At 67.2% G+C, this 22,494-nt stretch carries 16 protein-coding genes and 6 pseudogenes; 9 read left to right on the top strand and 13 right to left on the bottom strand.

Annotated features, from left to right (window positions below; genetic code table 11):
- Positions 1-221 (bottom strand): annotated as a pseudogene (locus tag ACWDUZ_RS37225) (DNA-directed RNA polymerase subunit alpha); the annotation flags it as partial.
- Between the two features lie 319 nt (positions 222-540).
- Here ACWDUZ_RS37225 and ACWDUZ_RS37230 point away from each other — a divergent pair.
- From ACWDUZ_RS37230 to ACWDUZ_RS37245, 4 genes and pseudogenes are all read left to right on the top strand, one after another.
- A protein-coding gene (locus tag ACWDUZ_RS37230) for an IS3 family transposase (RefSeq protein ID WP_451636262.1) occupies positions 541-1,784 on the top strand; the annotation gives its coding sequence in 2 pieces (ribosomal slippage) (positions 541-880 and positions 880-1,784; 1,245 coding nt in all).
- A gap of 1,316 nt (positions 1,785-3,100) precedes the next feature.
- Positions 3,101-3,763 (top strand): transposase, encoded by a 663-nt coding sequence (locus tag ACWDUZ_RS37235; protein WP_451636277.1) that lies wholly within the window; start codon positions 3,101-3,103, stop codon positions 3,761-3,763.
- Positions 3,764-3,823: 60 nt separating this feature from the next.
- Positions 3,824-5,015: pseudogene (locus ACWDUZ_RS37240) on the top strand (IS110 family transposase).
- 300 nt (positions 5,016-5,315) lie between these two features.
- Positions 5,316-6,395, top strand: a complete 1,080-nt coding sequence (locus ACWDUZ_RS37245) for an IS110 family transposase (protein WP_451636263.1) — start codon at positions 5,316-5,318, stop codon at positions 6,393-6,395.
- Positions 6,396-6,403: 8 nt separating this feature from the next.
- On the opposite strand, the pseudogene ACWDUZ_RS37250 reads toward ACWDUZ_RS37245, so the two are convergent.
- From ACWDUZ_RS37250 to ACWDUZ_RS37275, 6 genes and pseudogenes are all read right to left on the bottom strand, one after another.
- A pseudogene (locus ACWDUZ_RS37250) lies at positions 6,404-6,879 on the bottom strand (transposase); the annotation flags it as partial.
- Between the two features lie 98 nt (positions 6,880-6,977).
- Positions 6,978-7,440 (bottom strand): annotated as a pseudogene (locus tag ACWDUZ_RS37255) (RidA family protein).
- A gap of 176 nt (positions 7,441-7,616) precedes the next feature.
- Positions 7,617-7,769 (bottom strand): hypothetical protein, encoded by a 153-nt coding sequence (locus ACWDUZ_RS37260; protein ID WP_451636264.1) that lies wholly within the window; start codon positions 7,767-7,769, stop codon positions 7,617-7,619.
- A gap of 86 nt (positions 7,770-7,855) precedes the next feature.
- Positions 7,856-8,716, bottom strand: coding sequence for an HpcH/HpaI aldolase/citrate lyase family protein (locus ACWDUZ_RS37265; protein ID WP_451636265.1), 861 nt, complete (start codon positions 8,714-8,716; stop codon positions 7,856-7,858).
- Positions 8,713-9,576 (bottom strand): hypothetical protein, encoded by an 864-nt coding sequence (locus ACWDUZ_RS37270; protein ID WP_451636266.1) that lies wholly within the window; start codon positions 9,574-9,576, stop codon positions 8,713-8,715. Before ACWDUZ_RS37270 ends, ACWDUZ_RS37265 begins: the two co-directional genes overlap by 4 nt.
- Positions 9,577-10,009: 433 nt before the next feature.
- Entirely contained in the window at positions 10,010-10,999 is a 990-nt protein-coding gene (locus ACWDUZ_RS37275) for a LysR family transcriptional regulator (RefSeq protein WP_451636267.1), read from the bottom strand.
- A gap of 92 nt (positions 11,000-11,091) precedes the next feature.
- Between ACWDUZ_RS37275 and ACWDUZ_RS37280 the strand changes: the two genes are divergently transcribed.
- The 4 genes from ACWDUZ_RS37280 to ACWDUZ_RS37295 all read left to right on the top strand — a co-directional run bounded on the left by ACWDUZ_RS37280 (position 11,092) and on the right by ACWDUZ_RS37295 (position 15,374).
- A complete protein-coding gene (locus ACWDUZ_RS37280; protein WP_451636268.1) occupies positions 11,092-12,291 on the top strand; it encodes a CaiB/BaiF CoA transferase family protein in 1,200 nt (399 codons plus the stop codon).
- Between the two features lie 68 nt (positions 12,292-12,359).
- A complete protein-coding gene (locus tag ACWDUZ_RS37285; protein WP_451636269.1) occupies positions 12,360-13,529 on the top strand; it encodes an acyl-CoA dehydrogenase family protein in 1,170 nt (389 codons plus the stop codon).
- A gap of 346 nt (positions 13,530-13,875) precedes the next feature.
- The gene (locus tag ACWDUZ_RS37290) at positions 13,876-14,718 is read left to right on the top strand and encodes an oxidoreductase (protein WP_451636270.1); all 843 of its coding nucleotides are present in this window, start codon (positions 13,876-13,878) and stop codon (positions 14,716-14,718) included.
- Complete coding sequence (locus ACWDUZ_RS37295) at positions 14,715-15,374, top strand: SDR family NAD(P)-dependent oxidoreductase (RefSeq protein WP_451636271.1); 660 nt, start codon at positions 14,715-14,717, stop codon at positions 15,372-15,374. Before ACWDUZ_RS37290 ends, ACWDUZ_RS37295 begins: the two co-directional genes overlap by 4 nt.
- 221 nt (positions 15,375-15,595) lie before the next feature.
- Here the strand turns inward: ACWDUZ_RS37295 and ACWDUZ_RS37300 are convergent, their stop codons facing one another.
- The 5 genes and pseudogenes from ACWDUZ_RS37300 to ACWDUZ_RS37320 form a co-directional block, all read right to left on the bottom strand.
- Entirely contained in the window at positions 15,596-15,853 is a 258-nt protein-coding gene (locus ACWDUZ_RS37300) for a hypothetical protein (RefSeq protein WP_451636272.1), read from the bottom strand.
- A 640-nt stretch (positions 15,854-16,493) separates the two neighbouring features.
- On the bottom strand, positions 16,494-17,768 hold the full coding sequence (locus ACWDUZ_RS37305) for an IS256 family transposase (protein WP_451636273.1): 1,275 nt from the start codon (positions 17,766-17,768) through the stop codon (positions 16,494-16,496).
- 721 nt (positions 17,769-18,489) lie between these two features.
- Positions 18,490-19,122, bottom strand: coding sequence for a hypothetical protein (locus ACWDUZ_RS37310; RefSeq protein WP_451636274.1), 633 nt, complete (start codon positions 19,120-19,122; stop codon positions 18,490-18,492).
- A 611-nt stretch (positions 19,123-19,733) separates the two neighbouring features.
- Complete coding sequence (locus tag ACWDUZ_RS37315) at positions 19,734-20,186, bottom strand: DUF5959 family protein (protein ID WP_451636275.1); 453 nt, start codon at positions 20,184-20,186, stop codon at positions 19,734-19,736.
- 84 nt (positions 20,187-20,270) lie between these two features.
- Positions 20,271-21,040 (bottom strand): annotated as a pseudogene (locus ACWDUZ_RS37320) (IS630 family transposase); the annotation flags it as partial.
- Between the two features lie 62 nt (positions 21,041-21,102).
- Between ACWDUZ_RS37320 and ACWDUZ_RS37325 the strand changes: the two are divergent.
- Positions 21,103-21,920, top strand: a protein-coding gene (locus ACWDUZ_RS37325) for an IS5 family transposase (protein ID WP_451636276.1) whose coding sequence is annotated in 2 segments (ribosomal slippage) — positions 21,103-21,448 and positions 21,448-21,920 — 819 coding nt in all. Because the reading frame shifts where the segments join, the coding sequence is not laid out codon by codon here.
- A gap of 5 nt (positions 21,921-21,925) precedes the next feature.
- Here the strand turns inward: ACWDUZ_RS37325 and ACWDUZ_RS37330 are convergent.
- Positions 21,926-22,243: pseudogene (locus tag ACWDUZ_RS37330) on the bottom strand (helix-turn-helix domain-containing protein); the annotation flags it as partial.
- Positions 22,244-22,494: the final 251 nt, after the last annotated feature.

Genomic DNA, 22,494 nt, shown 5'->3' on the forward strand with positions numbered 1-22,494 from the left:
GTGACGTCCTCCTTGACGCCCGGCACGGTGGTGAACTCGTGCAGGACGCCGTCGATGCGGATGCTGGTGACGGCGGCACCGGGGATCGACGACAGCAGGGTACGGCGCAGGGAGTTGCCGAGGGTGTAGCCGAAGCCCGGCTCCAGCGGCTCGATCACGAACCGGGAGCGGAACTCGTCGACGACCTCTTCGGTCAGTGACGGACGCTGAGCAATCAGCACGGGGTATTGCCTCCAGTGTTTGGCGCCCGCTATGCGACGCCGTAGGGACCACGAAGGGTACGGGCGGTTCGGCCTCCTATGAGACCGAACCGCCGGACCCCGCCCGTCCGCTGGCTCAGGTCTGCCGGAGTGAAGCCCAACGATCAGCGAGGCGGCCACCAGCGCAGTTCATAGGCGCATACTGGGGTATGACAAAGCCTGCTGCACCGAAGCGCCATCTGCCCACCAGCCCCTTCAAGGCTCCGGCGGGGCCTCCCCCTGAGTGGTGGACACGCTGATACTGGATCTGCTTGATCCGGAGGAAGCGAGAAGACCGCCGATGGCGATGAAGGACTACTCGGACGAGTTCAAGGCCGATGCCGTGGCCCTGTACGAGTCCACGCCCGGGGCGACATACAAGAGCATCGCCGCTGACCTGGGCATCAACCGGGCTACCCTGCGGGAGTGGGTGCTGCGGGACCGCGGACGCCGCGGTGTCGCCGCTGCTGCCCCGTCTGTGGGCGGGACGCCGGCGGCTGCTGAGGCGATGGCATCGTCCGCCGATCCGGACGAGCGGATCCGGCAGCTGGAGGCCCGGGTGGCCGAGCTCGAGGCGAGTGAGCGGAAGCCGGCGACCGAGCGAGACATACTCCGCAAGGCGGCCACGTATTTCGCCGGGGAGACAAACTGGTGAGTCGCTTCCAGTTCGTCGCCGACCACCGGGACGCCTACGGCGTGAAGCGGCTGTGCGAGGTCTTGGGCCTGAACCGGTCCAGCTACTACAAGTGGCTTGCCGGCAGAAAGGCCAGAGCGTCCCGGCAGACCGAGGACCGGCTCCTGGCCGAGCGGATCCGCAAGGTCCAGGGCGAGTCCGGCGGCACCTACGGCTCCCCACGGGTGACCGCCGAGTTGCGCGCGAAGGGCCTGCGGATCAACGCGAAGCGCGTCGCTCGCGTCATGCGGACGTTCTCCATAGCTGGCATCCGCCTGCGCAGACGCGTCCGCACCACCGTCCCGGGCCCGGCAGCCTCACAGGTTCCGGACCTGTTCCAGCGGGACTTCACCGCCACCGAGCCGGGGCGGAAATACATGGGCGACATCACCTATCTCCCGCTCGCCGGCGGGGACTTCCTCTATCTCGCGACCGTGCTGGACTGCTTCAGCCGCAAGGTCGTCGGCTGGTCCATCGCCGACCACATGCGCACCGGCCTGGTCGCCGACGCACTACAGATGGCCGCCTCGACCCGCGGCAGCCTGGACGGCGCCGTGTTCCACTCCGACCACGGGGCCCAATACGGCTCCCGGGCCTTCGCCGATCTCTGCGACCAGCTCGGAGTGACCCGGTCGATGGGTGCCGTCGGTACCAGCGCGGACAACGCGGCCTGCGAGAGTTTCCACGCGACCCTGAAACGCGAGACCCTCCAGGGCACCGGCGACTACGGCGACGCCGGCACCTGCAGAAGGACGGTATTTGCCTGGCTGGCCCGCTACAACACCCGCCGCCGGCACTCCGCCAACGGCCACCTCAGCCCCAACGAATACGAACGCCGACACCACGCAGCTAAGCTCACGCTCGCCGCGTGATCAACGAAGCGTGTCCACCATCACGGGGGAAGGCCCGACTTCTTCGTGCGTCGTTTTGTGAGGCCGGGTTTGCGGACGGTGTGTACGTCGTGGCGGACGGTGGGCTGGTTGTCGGATCCTGCCGGACAGAGTGATGCGACAGACTCATCCCCACAACCTTCGTGCTGAGCTTGTGTGTTCCTTGGTCGGATCACATGCTCAGCCGAAGGCCGCCCGAACGTACGGCAGTTACCAGTCCGAGTGATCAAGTACGACGAACCGTTCGGACCCCGAGGTTAAAGAACAAGTTAGAGAAACGCCCTCCAGGCGGCCACACCCATACCCGCCCAGGTCAGACCCCAGATTCGGCCCTCCAGGCCGACGAATTTATGTCGAACCCGGGTCTCACGACTCGCACGTATGCCACCTTTGGCCAGTGCGTATGGGCCATCTGTGGGCCAGAACCTGTCAGACTCCAAGCTCTGCACGCTGCTATGCCGTCAGGACGAGCAGTACGCGTAGGCAAAAGCGCCGTTGGTCTCGGTGGTGTCGTTCCGGAAACCGACGGTCCAGCTGTCGTTGGGTGTGACGGTCGTAGTCTGGCGGGACCCGGCAGGAGTGAGGAATCCCGCGATGAATCCGCCGCTGATCGCAGTCTGCCCGGGAGGACAGACCGCGGTGTCGTTTCCGAAACCGCCAGGTGCTACGTCCACTCCCGAGCCGGGAACCTCCGTGGTGACGATGTGGCCAGAGGGTCCTGTCCCGCCTTGGCCGCAGTCGCCGTCGCCGCCCAGAAAAGACTGGAAAAGCCCTTTCGGCCTGTCGTGGTGCCCCCCATCCTGGCACTCGTCGCCTCCGCCGCCCACACGGCTCAAGGTGCTCACACGGTTCCCCGTACTCTGTGCTGCGGCCGCAGCCGGGCTGACCACTCCGGCCGCCAGGGTGAGCGCGAGTGAGGCGATCAATCCGCCGCTGATCCACGGGGCTCTACGGGAAAGAGGACCCAACCGGGTCGCCGTCCTGAACTCAGTTTTCATATGGGTTCTTCTCCTCTTGATCGATCCGAGACATCGGGTACGGAAACCGAGGAGATCTTGACGTGCGTGCCACACGATGCAGGCGCCCGCGGGCGGTCCGCGCTGGATTATTCAGCAAATCGGCTCAACGCGTGAATACGGATGGACCAAATACGCCCTCTCAGGCACACCCGCACACGGCGGTTGCCGTGCCGGTGGGCAAGGCGGCGCTGACCGAGAAGGTGTTCGCCGACTGAGGTTCCCTCAAGATGCGGGGAAAGGTGACAGCAGGTCAGATGGGTCATGAGAGGAGCAAAGACGATGCCTGCCCCGAGGAAGTACCCGCTGGAATTGCTTGAGCGTGCGGTGCGGATGTACCGGACCTCTGAGCCGAAGCCCGTGATCCGCCGCATGGCCGAGGAACTCGGCGGGCATCACGAAGCCCCGCGCAACTGGATCCGGCAGGCCGAGGCCGACGCCGGTGGACAAGGCGACATCCTCACCACCGCCGAGCGCGAGAAGCTTGCCGCCCTGCGCAGGGGAATGCCCAGCTCAAGCGGGCGAACGAGGTCTTGCGGTCGGCCTCGCATTCTTTCGCGGCGCAACTCGACCCGGTCCGGCCCAGGTGCGGGCGCTCCTCGACGAGCGCCCGCACCTGGGGGTCGAGTCCGTACTCCGGGACCTCTCCATCCCCTCCTCCACCTACTACCGCTGGCGCCAGGCCGAGACCGAGCCCTGCGAACGCCGCCGCCGGAATGGGGACTGTACGGTTTGACAGACCCGTTGGTGGCGGTTCATTTGAGGCTACGCGGTCCTACCGTGTTCGTGGGTTGGACGGGCCATCGTAAGGTCCAGAGACCCAGCGACACTGGGTATGGCTTCTATGCGGTTGCCCTCGATGGTTCCACTCACCTGGCTGCCCGGTGTCTTACGACGACTCGGCCGCTAATTAGGAGCTGCGACCGCCTTCGAGTGGATCGCTGAGTAGGACCGCGCCGCCGAGGTCGTCCGGGAGAACAGCGCATCGAGCGACCGGAGGAACTGGTGGTCCAGATCTGGGCGGGTACGGACATCGGCAAGACCCATCACCATTGCGTGGTTCTGAACGCGGAGGGCGAACGACTGCTGTCGCGGCGTGTCCTGAACGACGAGCCAGAGCTGCTGACCCTACTCGCCGACGTACTTGCCCTCGATGTGGATGTGGTCTGGGCGGTCGACGTCGCCGATGGCATGGCCGCCCTGTGGATCAGCGTGCTGCTCAGCCACGGCCAGCGCCTCGTCTACATACCCGGCCTGGCCGTCAACCGGGCCTCGGCGGGCTACCGGGGCATGGGTAAGACCGACGCCAAGGACGCCACCGTCATCGCCGATCAGGCCCGGATGCGTCGCGACCTGACGGTCCTGCGGTCGGACGACGAACAAGCCATCGAGCTGTGGGTCCTTACCAGCCGCCGGGCCGACCTGAACGCGGACCGCACTCGCAGGATCAACCGTCTGTGCGGTCAACTCATCAGTATCTTCCCTGGGTTGGAGCGAGTTCTTGACCTGACCGACGTCGGACCACTGATCCTTCTGACCGGCTACCAGACCCCCGCCGCCCTTCGCCGGACCGGCGGAAAGCGGCTGGTGACCTGGCTGCGCAATCGCAGCGTGCGCAGCCCCCGAGACCCTCGCCGAGGCCGCCCTGGAAGCGGCCGAACGTCAGCACACCGCCGTCCCCGGGGAGAAGATCACCGCGCAGGTGATCCACACCCTGGCCAAGGAGGTGATGAGCCTCAACGAGCAGATCAGCGAGATCGACAAGCTCATTGAGGCCCGGTTTCGCGACCACGAACTCGCCGAAGTGATCTCCAGCATGCCTGGCATCGGCCCGCTGCTGGGCGCCGAGTTCCTCGCGGCCACCGCCGGCGACATGAGCCGCTACGGCACCGCCGACCGCCTGGCCAGCCTCGCCGGAGTCGCTCCGGTCCCCCGGGACTCGGGCAACATCAGCGGTAACCTGCACCGACCCAGGCGCTACCACCGCGGCCTGCAACGTGTCTTTTACACCTCCGCGCTCATCAGCATCCGCAGCTGCGACGACTCGCGCCGTTTCTACGAACGCAAGCGCGCTGAAGGCAAGCGGCATACCCAGGCAGTTCTCGCCCTGGCCCGTCGGCGCGTGAATGTCCTGTGGGCTCTCATCCGTGACGGACAGTGCTACCAAGCCAGCCTCCCCGTCGCCGCGATGACTTGACAACATCTGTGAGTCTTTTGGGTGGCTGGTCCGGGACCGGCTGGCAGGGTTGACGTCGGTCGCTTCACCGCAGTCGTGACTCGTGACAACAGTGGCCCTCAGAGGTGCCTTGCTAATGAACTGTCCGACTGCGGTGGGTGGCCGGCGCCGACCCGGCCCACCTCGGTGGCCTGATAGAAGCCTGCCCGACCCCCAGGGGTCGTGGCCCGTCACAGTTCTGCCTCGAAGTGACCTCTCCCGGGCACGGCACCGGTCCACGGCGACCGGGATCACCGTCTCACGGAGAGGAATCCTGATCGCGTGCACACCATTGTCGCTCACACGCGTTCGTTCGTCATCGGCGTCGACACCCACGCCAGGACGCATACCTACGCTGTGCTCGCCGCCAACGGCGAGCACCTGGGCACGGAAACCTTCCCCAACACCCATGCCGGCAGGGCCCGTGCGATCGCCTGGGTCGGACGCCGCACCGGCGGCGACCTGGCCACCCTGTGGGTCATCGAGGGCGTCGGCAGCTACGGGGCCCAGATCGCCCGCCAGACGGCGCTCGCCGGCTACCAGGTGGCCGAAGCCGCCCGCATGAACCGCACCGGCCGGCGTGGGATCGGCAAGTCCGACCCGATCGACGCCCGACGCATCGCCGCAGCCGTACTCCCGCTCGCCGAAGAGCAACTGCGCACTCCGCGGATGGATGAGGGCATCCGGGCAGCAGCCCAGATCCTCCTCACCGCCCGGGACGAACTCACCAGTGAGCGGACCCGAGCCGTGAACGCCCTGACCGCCCTCGTGCGCGTCGCCGACCTCGGCATCGACGCCCGGCGTCCCCTCGGCGCGAAGAAGATCGGTGAGATCGCCCGCTGGCGCCCCCGCGAGGAAGATTTCGCCACCGCGACCGCCCGCACCGAGGCCGTCCGGCTCGCAAAGAGGATTCTCACCCTCGACGCCGAGCTCTTGGACAACATGAATCGGACCGGCGAGCTCGTCGATGCCAGCCCCGCCGCCGACCTCCTCCGGGAAACCGGCATCGGCCCCGTCACCGCCGCCACCGTCCTGGTCGCCTGGTCCCACCCGGGACGGGTCCGTGGCGAGGCCGCGTTCGCCTCCCTCGCCGGCGTGAACCCCATACCCGCGTCCTCGGGGAACACCACCCGCCACCGGCTCAACCGCGGCGGCGACAGGCGTCTCAACCGCGCCCTGAACGTCATCGCCATGGTCCGCATGGTCCATCACCCCCAGACCCGCGCCTACGCCGACCGACGACGCGCCGAAGGCAAGACAGAGCGAGAGATCCGCCGCTGTCTCAAGCGCTACCTCGCCCGACGCCTCTACCGCCACCTCAACAACGCCGCCGCAACGACACCAGGGGTTGACGAGACATAGAAGCTTCATTAGGAGGTGAGTTCGGTGGGCAGGACGGTGTCGCCGGTTTGTGACTCGATCGGGTGGAGTCGGGCCTTGGCGAGGAGGTCGAGTCCCATGTAGCGGCGGGCCTCGGTCCATTCGTCGTTCTGCTCGGCCAGGACCGCCCCGACGAGCCGGATGACGGCGGTGCGGTCGGGGAAGATGCCGACCACGTCGGTGCGACGCCTGATCTCCTTGTTCAGCCGCTCCTGCAGATTGTTCGACAGACCTGCCGCCAGAGTTCCCGCGGGAAGCCCGTAAACGCGAGCAGGTTGTGCTGGGCTGCGTCCAAGTGGGCTGCTGCCTTCGGGAATTCGGCTTGCAGGGCTTGCAGAGCGTGGGCCATCTGGGCCGTCACCGCGTCGGTGTCGGGCTGTTCGAACACGGTCCGCAGCAGGGTCGCCACCCAGGGCTGGGCCGACTTCGGGACCCGGCTCAGGAGATTCCGCGCGTAGTGGACCTGTCCGGAATCAAAGTGTTGCTTCCTGCTGCGGCGGTCGTTTGAGTGGTGTGGCGATCACGGAGCAACCGACTCGGTCGCCGTCATGCGTTCGAGCAAGCTCAGTCCGTGATTTCGACCTGGAACTCTACCTCGACCGGGGCATCCAACGGAAGGACGGCGACGCCTACCGCGCTACGGGCGTGAACGCCATTACCAGCGAGGAGATCGCCGAGCAGCTCGCTGGCACCGTTGATGACGCCGGGCTGGCCGGTGAAGTCGGGAGCGGAGGCCACGTACCCGACCAGCCTGACGACACTTTTGATGCGGTCCAGGTCCTCGACGAGTGATTTCACCGCGGCCAGCGCGTTCAGCGCACAGGTACGGGCCAGGAGCTTTGCCTGCTCAGGAGAGACTTCGGCACCCACCTTGCCGGTCTGGGTGAGCCGGCCGTCGACCAGAGGGAGTTGGCCCGAGGCGTAGACGTGACGTCCCGTCCGCACAGCCGGCACGTAGGCGGCAAGTGGGGTGGTGAGGGGGCAGGGTCAACCCCACCGCCTCTATCCGCTTCTCGACAATGCCCATATCTGCACCTTTCTTGGTCGCCTCTCGCTCGGTGGCCGTACGCCACTTCTCTCGTCAGCGAGGCGGTGGGAATTGAATTCGGTGATGGGTGGGACCGGGGATGTTTCGCTTCGTTTCAACGTGCACGGCCGCAGTGGTCACGCAGGCTTGACCGGCCTCGTTCGCTGGTGGCGTGGTCACTCGGTCAAGTCGACGCCGGTCACCTTTGCCAGGTATCGGGCCATCTCGGACTGATCCGGGTTCTTCTCCTCGCCGAGATCGGCGAGCGCGACCTGGCAGAAGCGGACACAGGCCTGTGACACCTCCGGCGACAGATCGAGTACGCTCATTGCTCGCACGTTACGTGATGTGCTGTGGCTGATCGGCATGCCGGCCGTTTTTGCTGCCGACTGGGCCGAGCAGGGCGCAGATGTAATCACGACACGCTGTTCGCCGGTGACCCTGGCGACGGCTGCGCCTCCCCCACCCGGGCCAGGACGGCCCGCGCGCGTTCCACCATGGGCCGGTCGATCATGTGCCCGTCGACTGTGGTGACCCCGTCGCCGGCGCCGGCGACGCGGCGGGCCCAGCGCAGTTCGTCCGGCGTGGGAGTGAACCCGTCGGTGACGGCCGGTACTTGAGCCGGGTGGATGCAGAGCTTGCCGGTGAACCCCAGGCGCCGGGCGCGGGCGACGTCGGTGTCGAGGGCGTCCGGGTCTCCTACGGCGGTGGTGACGCCGTCGACGGGCGGGTGGATGCCCGATGCGGCAGAGGCGAGGACCAGCCGGGAGCGGGCATGGGCGAGGGCAAGGTGGTCGGCGTGGGCGACACCGAGCTGGGCGGCCAGGTCCACGTTGCCGAAAGCGGCCCGGACGACTCCGGCAACAGCACACACCTCGACAGCGCGCTCAACGCCGAGGGCCGTTTCGACCAGCGGGATCAGCGGGCAGCGCCCGGCCGTACGGGCGGCGATCTCCGCGAGGACGTAAGGGTCCTCGGCCTTGGGCACCATGACGGGGCAACCGTTGTCGGCCGCCCGTGCCAGGTCCGCCTGGAACCAGGCAGTGCCAGGCGCATTGATCCGCAGGACCGCCCTGTTGCCGCGGGCGATCCAGGCCGCGGCGTTGTCGCGGGCGCTGTCCTTGTCGCCGGGGGCGACGGCGTCCTCCAGGTCGATGATGACGAGGTCGGCGCCAACGGACGCTGCCTTGGCGAAACGGCCGGGCCGGTCACCGGGGACGAAGAGAAGGCTCCGTGCGGCGGCGATGCGCCGATGGTCCGGGTGGCTCTGGCTCATGCGAAGGTCACTTCGGCGCCGGCGTGACGGGTTTCACGGTGGGTGGCGATGTGCAGTTGTACCTGGTCGTCGGTGGGTGTGCCGTCGGCGAGGAGGTGCTCGCCCACGAACGCCGGGCGGTGCAGCCGGTAGGACAGCGACCGTACCTGCCGCTCCGGGGCATTTCCTCGGACGAGTTCGAGCATGAGCAGGGCCAGCAGCGGGCCATGGACGACCAGGCCGGGATAGCCCTCGACGTCCCGGCAGTACGGCGTGTCGTAGTGAATGCGATGAGCGTTCGCGGTGAGCGCGCTGAACCGGAACAGCAGGGTCTCGTCCGGCTGCAGCCGCAGGTGCCAGGGGCCCTCGGGCTCCGGCGCGACCGTGTCGTCGAGTGCGGCCGGGTGCCCCGGCGCCGGGCTGCCGCCCGACCGGTAGACGATGTCCTGCTCCTCAATCACACAGGTGCGGCCGTTCTGCCGGAGCTCCTGCCGCTCGGTGACGAACAGCAACTCGCCGCTGCGGCCCCGCTTGGAAGTGACAGCAGCCAGGCTGCTGACGCGCTCGGCCGGCTCGCCGAGCCGCAGGGGCTCGGTGATCTCGCACCGTCCGCCGGCGAACATGCGCCGGCGGAAGGGGATCGGCGGCAGGAAGCGGGCATCACGCGGGTGTCCGTCCGCGCCGAGGGATCGTTGGGGGGCCCAGTGGAGGAAGTACAGCCACTGCCACAGGGGTGGCAGTGCGTCGCCGGTCTTCGCGGCGGCGTCGGGCAGGTTCAGCACTGCCGACAGGGCCGCCGCCGGGCCGGGCGACAGGGCGTCCTCGTCGGTGACCGGTTCGGGATGCCAGGACTCGACGTAGGAGGAGAGAGCGGCGGGCATGTGGGGTCCTCGTGAGCAGGTCAGGCCAGCGGGGCGGTCTTCGGCGGGGCGTATTCGGGCCGTGCCTCACGGAAGATGTGCCAGCATCATGAACACTGATGGGTCAGGTTGAACAATAGAAATGCGTGATGCGGGCATGCGGCCTGCGCATGCCGAGCGGTCCGGGGAGCTGCGACCGACCGTCGCTGCGCTGCGCGTCCTCGTCGAGGAACGCGCGACTGTCGGCCGGCCCCGGGGCGGCATTCCCTGAAGCACGCGCGCCGCGGGAGAACAGGTGCATCCACATGCGTCCCACGCGTTGTCCGTTGTGCGCCTGCACACGGCCCCGGCGGGCGTGCGGGGCCGTGCCGGGGCGCCGAGAGCCGGCGTCGGGTGTCAGCCGTCGGTCCCCGCAGCTTCCCAGGACGATGTACTCGGACGGTGCGGCGGCGAGTCACTCACCTTCGGCACAGGCGTCGCCTCCCTCGACCTGTGCCGAGGGCCATCTTCCTCGCGCCACCGCGGAGCCGATCCGACGGGCCAGCTCGCGTGCGACGACCTCCACGGCGGGCGGGGTGCGTGCGAACCGCGGTGTGCCGAGGACGACCGAGCGCCACACATCGGGCTCGCTCAGCGGTGCGGCGCTCAGGACGCCCCGCGCGACATCACCGGTGATGCCCACGCCGGGCAGGACGGTCCAGCCGTGGCCCGCTCGGACGAGGTGCTTCTGCACGCGCAGGGAGTTGGTCTGCACGACGACGTCCATGGCAGCCCCGGACCGTACCGCCGCCGCGTCGATCAGCCGGCGCAACGCGTGCCCCGCGGCGGGCATGACGAGCGGGTGCCCCGCCACCTCCGTGAACGGAACGGGACGGTCGGCGCAGAGGCCTGCCGACCCGGGAGCGACCGCCCACAGCCGCTCCCGCACCAGCGGGCGGGCGTTGAGCGTGGGCGTGCTGTCCAGGTTGTACAGCAGCGCAAGGTCCAGGTCACCGTCGTCGAGCCACTGCTGCAGGTGCCCCGAGTAGGCGGTCATGAGGCGGATCTCGACGCCGGGGTGGTCGCGGGCCAGGGCCGTCACGAGGGGCTCGGCCAGCAGGTCACTGGTGCTCTCCAGCAGCCCGACGGTGACCACACCGGTCACCACACCCGGGACCGGCTGCACCTCGGCGCGAGCCCGCTCCAACTCGTTCAGAGCGCGCCGCGCCCGGCCCACCATGATCTCCCCCTCTTCGGTGAGACGCATACCCTGCCCGCTCCGCTCGAACAGCGGGACGCCGAGTTCCTGCTCCAGGGTGCGGATCTGCCGGGTGACCGCAGGCTGCACCAGATGCAGCAGGTCCGCGGCGCGCGTGACGCTGCCCACCTCGGCGACCGTGACGATCGCCTTCAACTGCTTGATGTCCAAGGCGATCTTCCTTCCGCCGCCATCCGAGGCGCGCATGGGACCATCATGAATTGTTATTTCACCCAGATGTTCATCACTGTCAATGATGGTGACTTCGGTACGGGTCCGCACCCTCTGGAGGTCACGTCATGACCGAGCTCCCCCCAGCACTGCCGCTCGCCGGCATCACCGTGGTCAGCATCGAGCAGGCGGTGGCCGCCCCCTTCGCCACCCGCCAGCTCGCCGACCTCGGCGCACGGGTGATCAAGGTGGAGCGGCCGGGCGGGGGTGACTTCGCCCGCCGGTACGACACCACGGTGCACGGACAGTCGAGCTACTTCGTGTGGCTCAACCGGTCCAAGGAATCGCTGACCCTGGATCTGAAGACGGATTCGGGCCGGGCGATCCTGGAACGACTGCTCGCCGGCGCCGATGTGTTCGTGCAGAACCTGGCCCCGGGCGCGGCCGACCGGCTGGGCCTGGGCGCCGAGGCTCTCGCCGAACGTCTTCCCTCGTTGATCCCGTGCTCGGTCACCGGCTACGGCTCCACCGGCCCGTGGGCCGACCGCAAGGCGTACGACCTGCTGGTGCAGTGCCAGACCGGTCTGGTCACCCTCACCGGCAACGAGCACGGTGGGGCCCGCGTCGGGGTGTCGATCGCCGACATCGCGGCCGGCATGTACGCCTACTCCGGCATCCTCACCGCACTCTTCACCCGGGCCACCACCGGCGTCGCCCGCGCTGTGGAGGTCTCCCTGTTCGAGGCGCTGGCCGAGTGGATGAGCCAACCCGCCTACTACACGCGCTACGGCGGCACGCAGCCGCCCCGCATCGGCACCCGGCACCCCACCATCGTGCCCTACGGCGCCTACACCGCGGCCGACGGCAAGGAGGTGCTCCTCGCCATCCAGAACGAGCGCGAATGGGCGGCCCTGTGTGAACAGTTCTTGGGCCGACCCGGGCTCGTCACGGATCCGCGCTTCGTCACCGGCTCGGCCCGCGCGGCCCACCAGGAAGAGTTGAGCGCGATCGTGGCTGAACGGTTCAACGAGCTGGACAGCCACGAGGTGACAAAGCTGCTGGACACGGCGGGCATCGCCAACACCGAGGTGAACGACATGGAAGAGTTCCTCGCGCACCCGGTGCTCAGCGGCCGGGACCGCTGGCGAGACGTACGGATCCCCGGCGGAGAGGCGGTGTCCGCGCTGCTGCCGCCGGTGGACCTGACCGGTGCGACCCCGCGCATGGACGCCGTCCCCGCGGCCGGGGAAAACACCGACACGATTCTGGCCCACCTGGGATACAGCCCGGCCGACATCGACGACCTGAAGGCCGAACGCGTCATCTGAACCGCCCGAGGTCCGAACCGCCCCGGTCGGCCACGGCATCCATGCCACTCCACGAGGAGCGTCACCGCATGAGCACTCTCGACATCCTGACCGAGGACGAGCAGTTCATCGTCCGTACCGTGCGCGACTTCGTCGACAAGGAGGTGAAGCCCGTCGTCCAAGAACTGGAGCACGCCAACACCTACCCCCAAGCCCTGATCGAGCAGATGAAGACCCTCGGCGTCTTCGGCCTCGCCGTGCCCGAGGAGTACGGTGGCACTCCGGTCTCCACCCCCTGCTACGTCCTGATCACCGAGGAGCTTGCACGCGGCTGGATGAGCCTGGCCGGCGCGATGGGCGGCCACACCGTGGTCGCCAAGCTTCTGCTGCACTTCGGCACGGAGGAGCAGAAGCGACAGTACCTGCCGAGGATGGCCACCGGTGAGATCCGCGCGACCATGGCCCTGACCGAGCCGGGCGGCGGCTCGGATCTGCAGGCGATGCGCACCACCGCCCGCCCGGACGGCAACGGCGGACACGTGATCAACGGTACGAAGACGTGGATCACCAACTCTCGGCGCTCCGGCCTGATAGCCCTGCTGTGCAAGACCGACCCGGAGGCCATTCCGGTCCACAAGGGCATCTCGATTCTGCTCGTGGAGCACGGGCCGGGTCTGACCGTCTCCCGTGACCTGCCCAAGCTTGGCTACAAGGGCGTGGAGAGCTGTGAGCTGTCCTTCGAGGACTACCGAGCCCCGGCCGGCGCCGTCCTCGGGGGCGTGGCGGGCAAGGGCTTCGCGCAGATGATGAAGGGCCTGGAGACCGGACGCCTCCAGGTCGCCGCCCGTGCGCTCGGGGTCGGCCGGGCGGCATTCGAGGACTCCCTCGCCTACGCCCGGGAACGCGAGTCGTTCGGCAGACCGATCTGGAAGCACCAGTCCATCGGGAACTACCTGGCGGACATGGCGACTTCGCTCACGGCAGCCCGGCAACTGACCCTGTATGCCGCGCGGGAGGCGGACGCCGGGCGCCGGGTGGACATGGAGGCCGGGATGGCGAAGCTCTTCGCCTCCGAGACGGCCATGCAGATCGCCCTCGACGCCGTACGCATCCACGGCGGTTACGGATACTCGACGGAGTTCGACGTCGAGCGCTACTTCCGTGACGCGCCGCTGATGATCGTAGGCGAGGGCACCAACGAGATCCAGCGGAACGTGATCGCAAGCCAGGTGGTCAAGCGAGGGGGACTGGATGCATGAAGTCGTGGTGTGCGTGGGGCGTGCCCGGCTGAACCGGCAACCGGTGACGTGGACCGGTCCGCTCTCAGAGGAACACGCTGTCGATCGCACCGTCATGCCAAGGTACGCACCGCCCCGTCCGGGTCTGTGAGTTCGGCGTCGGCGGAGGCGGCGTCGGTCTTCTCCCGGCGACTGCGCAGGAAGGACGCGAGCTCGTTGTCGTCACGTGGCATACGGAAAAACCCTACCGGGCCCACCGACCTGACGGCTGCGGTGCCACCGGTGAAGCAGGCCCTGCGAGAGCCACCCTCAAGGGGGCGTGGCACGTCATCCGGCTTGCTGCTGGCATGGAGGCATGCCGAACGAAATGAATGAACCGTCTGTATGGCTGATCACCGGCTGCTCCAGCGGGCTGGGCCGCGCCCTGGCCGAGCACGCACTGGAACGGGGTGACCGGGTGGCCGTCACCGCCCGCAACCGCGCATCGGTGACCGATCTCGCCGCACGGTACGGCGACCGCGCGCTGGCCCTCGCGCTGGACGTGACCGACCCCGAGTCGGTGACCGCCGCCGTCCAGGCGTGCGAGACAGCGTTCGGGCGCATCGACGTGCTGGTCAACAACGCAGGATACGGCTACCTGGCCGCCATCGAAGAGGGCGAGGACACCGCGATCCGTGCCCTGTACGACACCAACGTGCACGGCGTGGTGACGGTCCTCAAGGCCGTACTGCCCGGTATGCGGGTCCGCCGCTCGGGGAGCATCGTCAACATCTCCTCCTTCGGTGGCCTTGCCGCCTTCGCCGCGACCGGCTACTACCACGCCACGAAATTCGCCCTGGAGGGCCTGTCGGAATCGCTGGCCGCGGAAGTCGCACCGCTCGGCATCACGGTGACCATCGCCGAGCCCGGGGGCCTGCGAACGCAGTGGGCGGGGACGTCGATGCAGCAGTCCCCGATCCGTCTGAACGACTACGAGCAGACGGCGGGCAAACGCCGTAACGCCACGCTGGGCGTGTCCGGCCGCCAGCCCGGCGACCCGGTACGGGCTGCCGCGGCCATCGCCGCAGCCGTGGATGCCGACGTACCGCCCCTGCGGCTGCTGCTCGGCTCCGACGCACTCGCCGGAGCACGCGCCCGCCTGGAGCGGATGCGAACCGAGATCGACGCCAACGAAGCACTGACCAAGAGCGTGGACCTGGAGCAGGCGTGAGCGGCCCGGGAGCATTCGTCGTGATCGGCGCCGGGCCCGGCCTGGGCGCCGCGGCGGCCCGCCGGTTCGGCCGCGAGGGACATCCGGTCGGACTGATCGCACGCAACACCGAACGCCTGGAAGAGATGGCCGCCCACCTGGCCTCCGAGGGCCTGACGACAGCCTTCGAAACCGCGGACGTCACCGATGGGCAGGCCCTCACCGCGGCGCTCGGCGCACTGCGCGAGCGGCTCGGTCCGATCGACGTGGTTCTCTTCAGCCCCCGGCCGGATCTCGCGTGGATCAAGCCCGTGCTCGACACCGCGCCGCAGGACGTCGAGAACGCGCTCGCGCTCAACGTCGTCGCCGCCGTCGCGGCCGTCCGCGCGGTCGTCCCGGACATGCGCCGCCGGGGACACGGCACCCTGCTGTTCACCACCGGCGGCGCCGCCGTCGAGCCACACCGCGACCGCGCGGTCTCGGCCCTCACCTACGCGGCCGAGTCGGCCTACGTGCGTATGCTCCACGACGCACTCGCCGTCCACGACGTGCACGTCGCGCAGATCACGGTCGTCGGACCGATCGGACCCGGCGCCCGGCACGAACCGGACTACGTGGCCCGGGAACTGTGGCAGGTGCACACCGCACGCGCCCAGCCCCTGCTCATCCTGCGCTGACATTCGGCTTCCCGGCTCAGAACCGACTTGCGGCAGCAACGCCCCGCGCTTCGCGGACCCGTGCGACATCGCCCTGATGACGTTCGGGGCGCCCTCGTCCGGCGCGAAGTCACGCTGTCATGCGCACCTTGACGCCGACTGCCGATCCGCAGCCGCTCGCGTCGCTGCTGCCCGAACGGTGCGGGCACCCTGAGCAGAGTGATGTGGCGAGGCCGCCGCCATCAGGCATCGGGTGGGAAAGTCCGGCCTCTTCCGCGTCGGTTCCTTTCCGGAGACAATCCACGCAGCATCAACTTCCATTTGGCCATGGTGAGTTGCTGGACGATCGGATGGTCCTCGGCCAGGCGCCCCGACGCCTCCTCGAGCTGTCCGGCAGTCCGGGACATGCCGAGGGCCGACGCGGCCGACGGACCGGCGTCCATGTCCTCGCCTCGCCGCTTCGGCTTGTCTGCGCCGGACTCCTTCAGCAGCCAGTCCACTGGTGAACGCACCTAACCTTGCAGGTACCAGAAGTACCGTTTCCCGTCGACAAGTCCCTCCGTGCTGAGGCACCCTGCCGACCTCCATGCCACACGACGGTCGGCAGGGTCGGGTGCGAGCTCCGATACGGGGGGAGACCGGAGCGCACCCTGCGCACACTAGACGGTCAGGACGCAAGAACGGTTCACTGCAATTGCGATCTCTCTCCCGCCGCACGGTCCCAGCGGCCTGCACGGGCCAGGCACGGCCGCCTGCAGCGCGACGCGTACGGCGGTGACGGCCAGTTGTCAGCATGCCCGCCCCCGCAGCCCTCGGCCCCCGTCCCGGTGCTCCGATCATGCCGCTGTGGCGTCCTCACCGGCCAGGAACGGACACAGCGGCGTGCGCAGGGCGCGCGGCCGGTGCAGCGGGACCACGGATGGACCCCTGCCTCGGAAAGGGACCTGATGGGTTCGCCGCGTCAATCAGACTCTGGTTGCTGCAGGGTGACGATCCACCTGACCGGCCCTGGCCGCATTCCTGGCCGAGCGCGCCGAGCAACTCCGGACGATCGACGAGCAGCAGACGACGGCCTTCGGGAACATCGACTCTCTCTCGCCAAGGGTGTGTCAAACGAGCGGTGTAACGAGGGTGTTGGGGCTATTGACGGGCTGCTGAGAGGCGGCCGTCGAAGGTGATGTCGAAGGCGTTCAGGGCGGTCTTCCAGCGCATGGTCCAGCGGGCCTGGCCCTTGCCGGCGGGGTCCAGCGACATGATGGCCATGTAGACGCACTTCAAGGCCGCGGTCTCGTTCGGGAAGTGACCGCGGGCCTTGACTGCCCGGCGAATCCTGGCGTTCACCGACTCGATGGCGTTCGTGGTGCAGACGATGCGGGGGATCTCGGTGTCGAACCGGAGGAACGGCGTGAACTCCTCCCACGCGTTCTCCCACAGCCGGACGATCGCCGGATACTTCTTGCCCCACGCGTCGACGAACTCCGCGAACCGCTCGAGCGCGGCTTCCCCGGTCGCAGCTGTGTAGACGGGCTTGAGGACACGAGCGATCTTGTCCCAGTCCTGGCGGGCGGCGTAGCGGAAGGAGTTCCGCAGCAGGTGGACCACGCAGGTCTGGACGGTGGTGCGGGCCCTGACGGTCTCCACCGCGTCGGGCAGGCCCTTGAGACCGTCGCAGACGAGCATGAGGACATCGTTCACGCCGCGGTTCTTGATCTCGGTGAGGATGTGCATCCAGTGCTTGGCGCCCTCGCCGCCGTCACCTGCCCACAGGCCCAGGATGTCCCGCCGGCCCTCGACGGTAACGGCGAGTGCCACGTATATCGGCCGGTTGGCGACGGCGCCGTCGCGGATCTTCACGTGGATGGCGTCGATGAAGATCACCGGATAAACGGGGTCGAGGGGCCGGTTCTGCCACTCGGTCATGCCGGCCATGACCTTGTCGGTGATCGTGGAGGTGGTCTGGCGGGAGACTTCGGCGCCATAGACCTCGGCCAGATGGGCCTGGACCTCACCGGTCGTCAGCCCCTTCGCGGACAGCGAGATCACCATCTCGTCCACGCCGGACAGGCGCTTCTGCCGCTTCTTGACGATCTTCGGCTCGAAGCTGCCCTCGCGGTCGCGGGCACGGCTATCTCGACCGGGCCGACGTCCGTCAGCACGGTCTTGGCCCGGGTCCCGTTGCGGCTGTTGCCACCGTTTCCCGGCAGGGTCGTGCTTGTCGTAGCCGAGGTGGTCGGTGATCTCGCCTTCGAGGGCGGACTCCAGGAGCCGCTTGGTCAGCTGCTGGAGCAGACCGCCCTCGCCGGTCAGCTGCCGGCCCTCGGCCTGGGCGCGGCCGACCAACTCGTCGATGAGCTGGTCGGCCACCTCCTTCGCCGGCTGCGGCTCAGCGGCCTTGACGGCCTCGGCCTCGGTCACGTTCTCGCTGGTTATCGATGCATCTTCCTTGATCAGGAGTTACACCGATCGTTTTACAGTCCCGCACGGCGGAGCTGGCTGGCTGGATCTGGGACAGTGACTGCCGCGGCGACGGCGGTTCCGGAGCCCTGGGCTGTGATTACGGAGATCAATTCGACAACTGGATTGCGGGTTACGGCTACGACACTTCCAGCGACGCCTATCGAGCGCCCACCGCTCTCGCTGCATTCTTTGGAACTCGCGAGGGTGCGCTCTCCAATTAGGAAGGACTGGTCGCAGCACGGGCGGCCGGGAAAGGGTTCAAGTTTCCTGGTGGAACAAATAGCGCACTGTATGTGGAAGGAGAGGGCCTTCCGATTGCGGTTTCCTCCGGACGTCAGAACCAGTCTGACCACTACCTAGAACCGCCAGGTGTCGCGAAATTCAACCGCGAGCACGCGGAGACTCATGCCATAGCCCTGATGAGGCAACACCAGCTGACATGAGGTCATCTCTATATCACCAAAGAAGAGATATGTTCCGTCTGTCTATGCACTGTCCCCAGGATGTTGCCGAAGGGATCTAGACTAGACATAACCTACATGAACTCGTCGGGGAGACTGAGAAGAAGTCGTTCGGCGAGAAGGACTGGTGAAATATGGAATTCCCCGACCCCTTAAGAGGTCGGGGAATTCCACATTTCACATCGACGGTTTCAGTTGGATCTGCTAGTTTCCCGGAATCAGTCAATCCCTGGAATTTCATCCAGATATGTAAGTGCTGACGGCGTTTTAGCTCCTACATGCACTTCGCTGCGTCCAGAAAGGTCGTCAAGAGGAGCTCCATGGTCAATAGCAGGTCCCACCTCGAGGATAATGCCCTGTCCCATGAAGATCCGATGACCGGAGTCCGGCCAGTTCCATGCCCCGATACCTACTTCCGTCAAGGGGGCAACAACATCCGGTACCCGTGCGTTCTCTACGGAACCGCCATACCTAGTGAACGGCGCATTGTATACGGCTTCACCCAAAGCGTTGTGGATGAGAAATTCAGGCAGAGACTCCGAGAGTTGCACCCAATCTCCGTACAGTTCTCCCTCGTGCACGCTCATCGGATCGCCTGGGTCGAATCCCCAGATTGCGTTGGCCGGGTCGGAAAGGAAGACCATTTTACCGTTGCGCAAGCTGATATCAGCTGGCGGTAGGAACTGCTTGACACCGAGGAGGCGGACTGAATACTTCGCCGCCAGGTCGTGCCAGGCGTGAAGCGGTTCGGGTAGGTGGTCGCAGCCGAGTGCCCGTTCGGCAGGCCGATCAGGCGGCCCGTACCAGTCGGTAATGAATGCAGGAAGGTCAATGGAACGAAGCTCAATCACCAACCGATTATCACACAGGTTCGATGCGCACTAAGGAACGTTTCGCACAGCGTGTTCGCCGGTTGACGTCTAAGATCAACATGTTGGTAGTGACTTGGGGCGAAAGCGGTGCAAGGCATGCTGCCAGTGGTCGTATGAGTGTCTACACCCCATGACCACCGAGCCAGCCTGTGTTGGCCCCTGCACGACGAGCTCAACCTGTCCTGGCTCGCATCGATGAGACTCACCCGCCGAAAGATACAGAGGTCGACAACCTGTCGACATCACGATTCAGTGTCCCGGAACCGCTACTGCCTCTTACCAACATTCGAGGGTTCGGCAGCAGCCAGGTGTTTACCAGCTCTCACCGACAAGCGCTCTTTCAATCTGAGCTCTGGAGAGGTGCGTGCCCTGGCCTTGACCGCCATCCCCCGCGAAGAAATTCACGATGAAGAACTGCAACAGCAGTTGACCGTGAACGCTTTGCTGCGAATCCTGCACCCACCTCTGGCGGGAAAGTCAATCCGGCACCCAAGGAGTCGTGAGAACACCCTTGGGAGTCACGAAAAGTGAGCCCGAGACTGCACGGCTACGGAACTTGAAAGCGTGATGTCGGTTGCTGGGATCGGTGGTCACCGCTTGCGATTGGGGCTCCACTCGTAAGCTCCTGGTGCCGTCTCGATGACTTCGCGGGGCCAGGTCAGTCGGACCTGTTCCAGGCGCCCGCGATGCTCGGCGATCCAGTCTTCCTGGGGTCGGGTTCCCAGGGCTGTCGTAAGGCGGTCCGGGTCGCTGACCTGGATCGACAGCCAGCCGTCTTCGTGCACGTGGATGTCTAGGCTCAGGCCGCGGTCTCCGCCGATGCTGACAGTCTGGCCTGGTCCCAGATTCGACAGCTCCTGCTCCCAGGAGTCCAGGTCATGCTGGAAGAGGTAAAGGTCGAGCCGGGCGTCGACGAAACTCGCGGAGACGAGCACGTCCGCGTGCAGAATGTCGTGGCCGGTCAGCACGCCCGGCTGGGACCGTCCTGTGACTCGCACGATACAGCGGTTCCCATCCGGATCGGCGAGGTGGATCAGATCCATCGGAGCGGGTTCCGTCATTGCGTTGCTCGCTTTCGTGCGCTGGCGTGGGCTGCATCGTCTCCTATCGCCGGACGAGCGACACAGTCAGGCCCAGGCCTGGAGAGTCACGTGCCCAGGGGCCAAGCCGGTGCCGGCAAGACAGCCGTCGATCACGTCTGGCCGGTACTGGAGCTTCTTGAGCCGATGCTTGACCGCGCGGGTGACTTGACGAAGGCTGGCGGCGGCAAGGTTGCCGATGTCGCGCTTGACCAGGGACCACACGCCCTCGGTTGGGTTGAGGTCGGGCGCGTAGGTGGGCAGCTGAACGACGGTAAGCCACTCGGCGTTCGCGTCGATGAACTCGCGCAGCTGCTTCGTCAGATGCAGTCGGACGTTGTCCCAGATCAACACGATCGGGCCACCCAGCTGGATGCGGGCCCGGACGATCAGATCACGGAAGTCGCGCCAGCCGAAGCCCTTCGGCTGGTCCTTGCGCCCGGTGTACTCCCGGACCGCATAGAACAGCCGGGACCGCTCACCAGGCTTGTAGCAGGTCATGCCCACCATCGACACTCGCCCGGAGCCGCGGCCGCGCACCCGCACCACCGGCGTGCAGCCCCGGCGGCCCCAGGTCCTGGCACGCGGTGGAGTCATCGACTGCCCGGCCTCGTCCTCAAAGACGATCCAGGCCCTCCGCTCCGCCGCGATGCTCTTACCCGCGGCCATGTCTCCTTCTTCCAGACTTCGACCGAGGTGTCGTCACGCTCGATGGCCCTCCGGGCAGGCTGCTGCCACGACCAGCCATGCCGCTTGAGCAGCAGCCATGTGCCCTCGACCGTGTACGAGACGTGGAACAGGCGACCGATCAGTGTCTTAGTGGTCCTAACAGAAGTTGTTGATCAAGTGACCGTCGGCTTGTCCGCTCGTTGGTCTGGTCGTGGGGAAGAGACAGTCGCGGCCGTGGATCGTGTCGGATGAACTGTGGTCGCTGATCGAGCCGTTGCTGCCCAAGCCGGGGCCGAAGCTGGTCGAGGGACGGCCGAGGGTGCCGGACCGGCAGGCGTTGTGCGGGATCTTGTTCGTGCTGCACACCGGCATCCAGTGGGAGTACCTGCCCCAGGAGCTGGGCTTCGGCTCGGGCATGACCTGCTGGCGGCGTCTGGCCGCGTGGAACGAGGCCGGCGTGTGGGACCAGCTGCATGTGCTGCTGTTGAAGAAGCTGCGGGCGGCGAAGAAGCTGGACTGGTCCCGGGCGGTGATCGACTCCTCCCACGTGCGGGCGGCCCGGCGGGGCCCAAAAGCGGTCCCAGCCCGGTCGACCGCGCACGGCCGGGCAGCAAGCACCACGTCCTCACCGACGGCCAGGGCATCCCGCTCGCGGTGTCGCTGACCGGCGGCAACCGCAACGACGTCACCCAGCTGCTGCCCCTGCTCGACAAGGTCCCGGCGGTGGCCGGGGCCGTGGGTCGGCCACGACGGCGGCCGGACGCCCTGCTCGCCGACCGCGGCTACGACCACGACAAATACCGGCGCCTGCTGCGCCAACGCGGCATCCGCCCGGTCATCGCCGAACGAGGCCAGGAACACGGCTCCGGCCTGGGCATCTTCCGGTACGTCGTCGAAAGAACGATCGCCTGGCTGCACGGCTTCCGCCGCCTGCGCATCCGCTGGGAACGACGCGACGACATCCATGAAGCCTTCCTCGGTCTCGCCACCTGCCTCATCACCTACCGACACGTCCGCCGCCTTTGTTAGGACCTCTTAACCCGAGCCAGGGTCCACCGCTGGTCCACCCAGCCGTGGATCAGCGGTCCGCGCTCCAACTCCCTCTCCAGCCGGGCGATCTGCGTATCACCGAGCCTCGGTCGGCCTGGGGATCCCTTCGACAGGACGCCGGCCTTCCCACGCTCGCGCCACTGGCGACGCCACCGCTCCACGGACCGCTCGCTGACCCGCAGCGCGGCAGCGATCTCCCGATTTTTCTGCCCGCCCTCGAAGCGTTCCACGGCCTGCAGCCGAATCCGCTCCCGGGCGGCCCTCCCGGCGTCGGTCAGCCCGCCGCCCTGCGCGTATCTCACAGTCCAGGGCTACCGGAACGGCCCTCCCACCGTCAGGCGAACGGCTCCGACATCACCCAATCAAGTTCAGTAGTCAGCCACTCCCGCGCAGCGGGGGAACCTCAACTCCGTAAGGAGCACGGTCTGTTGCGTCTGCCTGAGCGTTCAAGGCGGCCTTGAGTGAACTGCTCGCCTACAGCCCGGGAGGTTTGCCCCCGCCCGTAGGGCGTACCACGCGGCCCTTGCGCACCTGCGGCTACAGGGTCTTGCAT

The organism is Streptomyces sp. NPDC003393 (assembly GCF_053589015.1).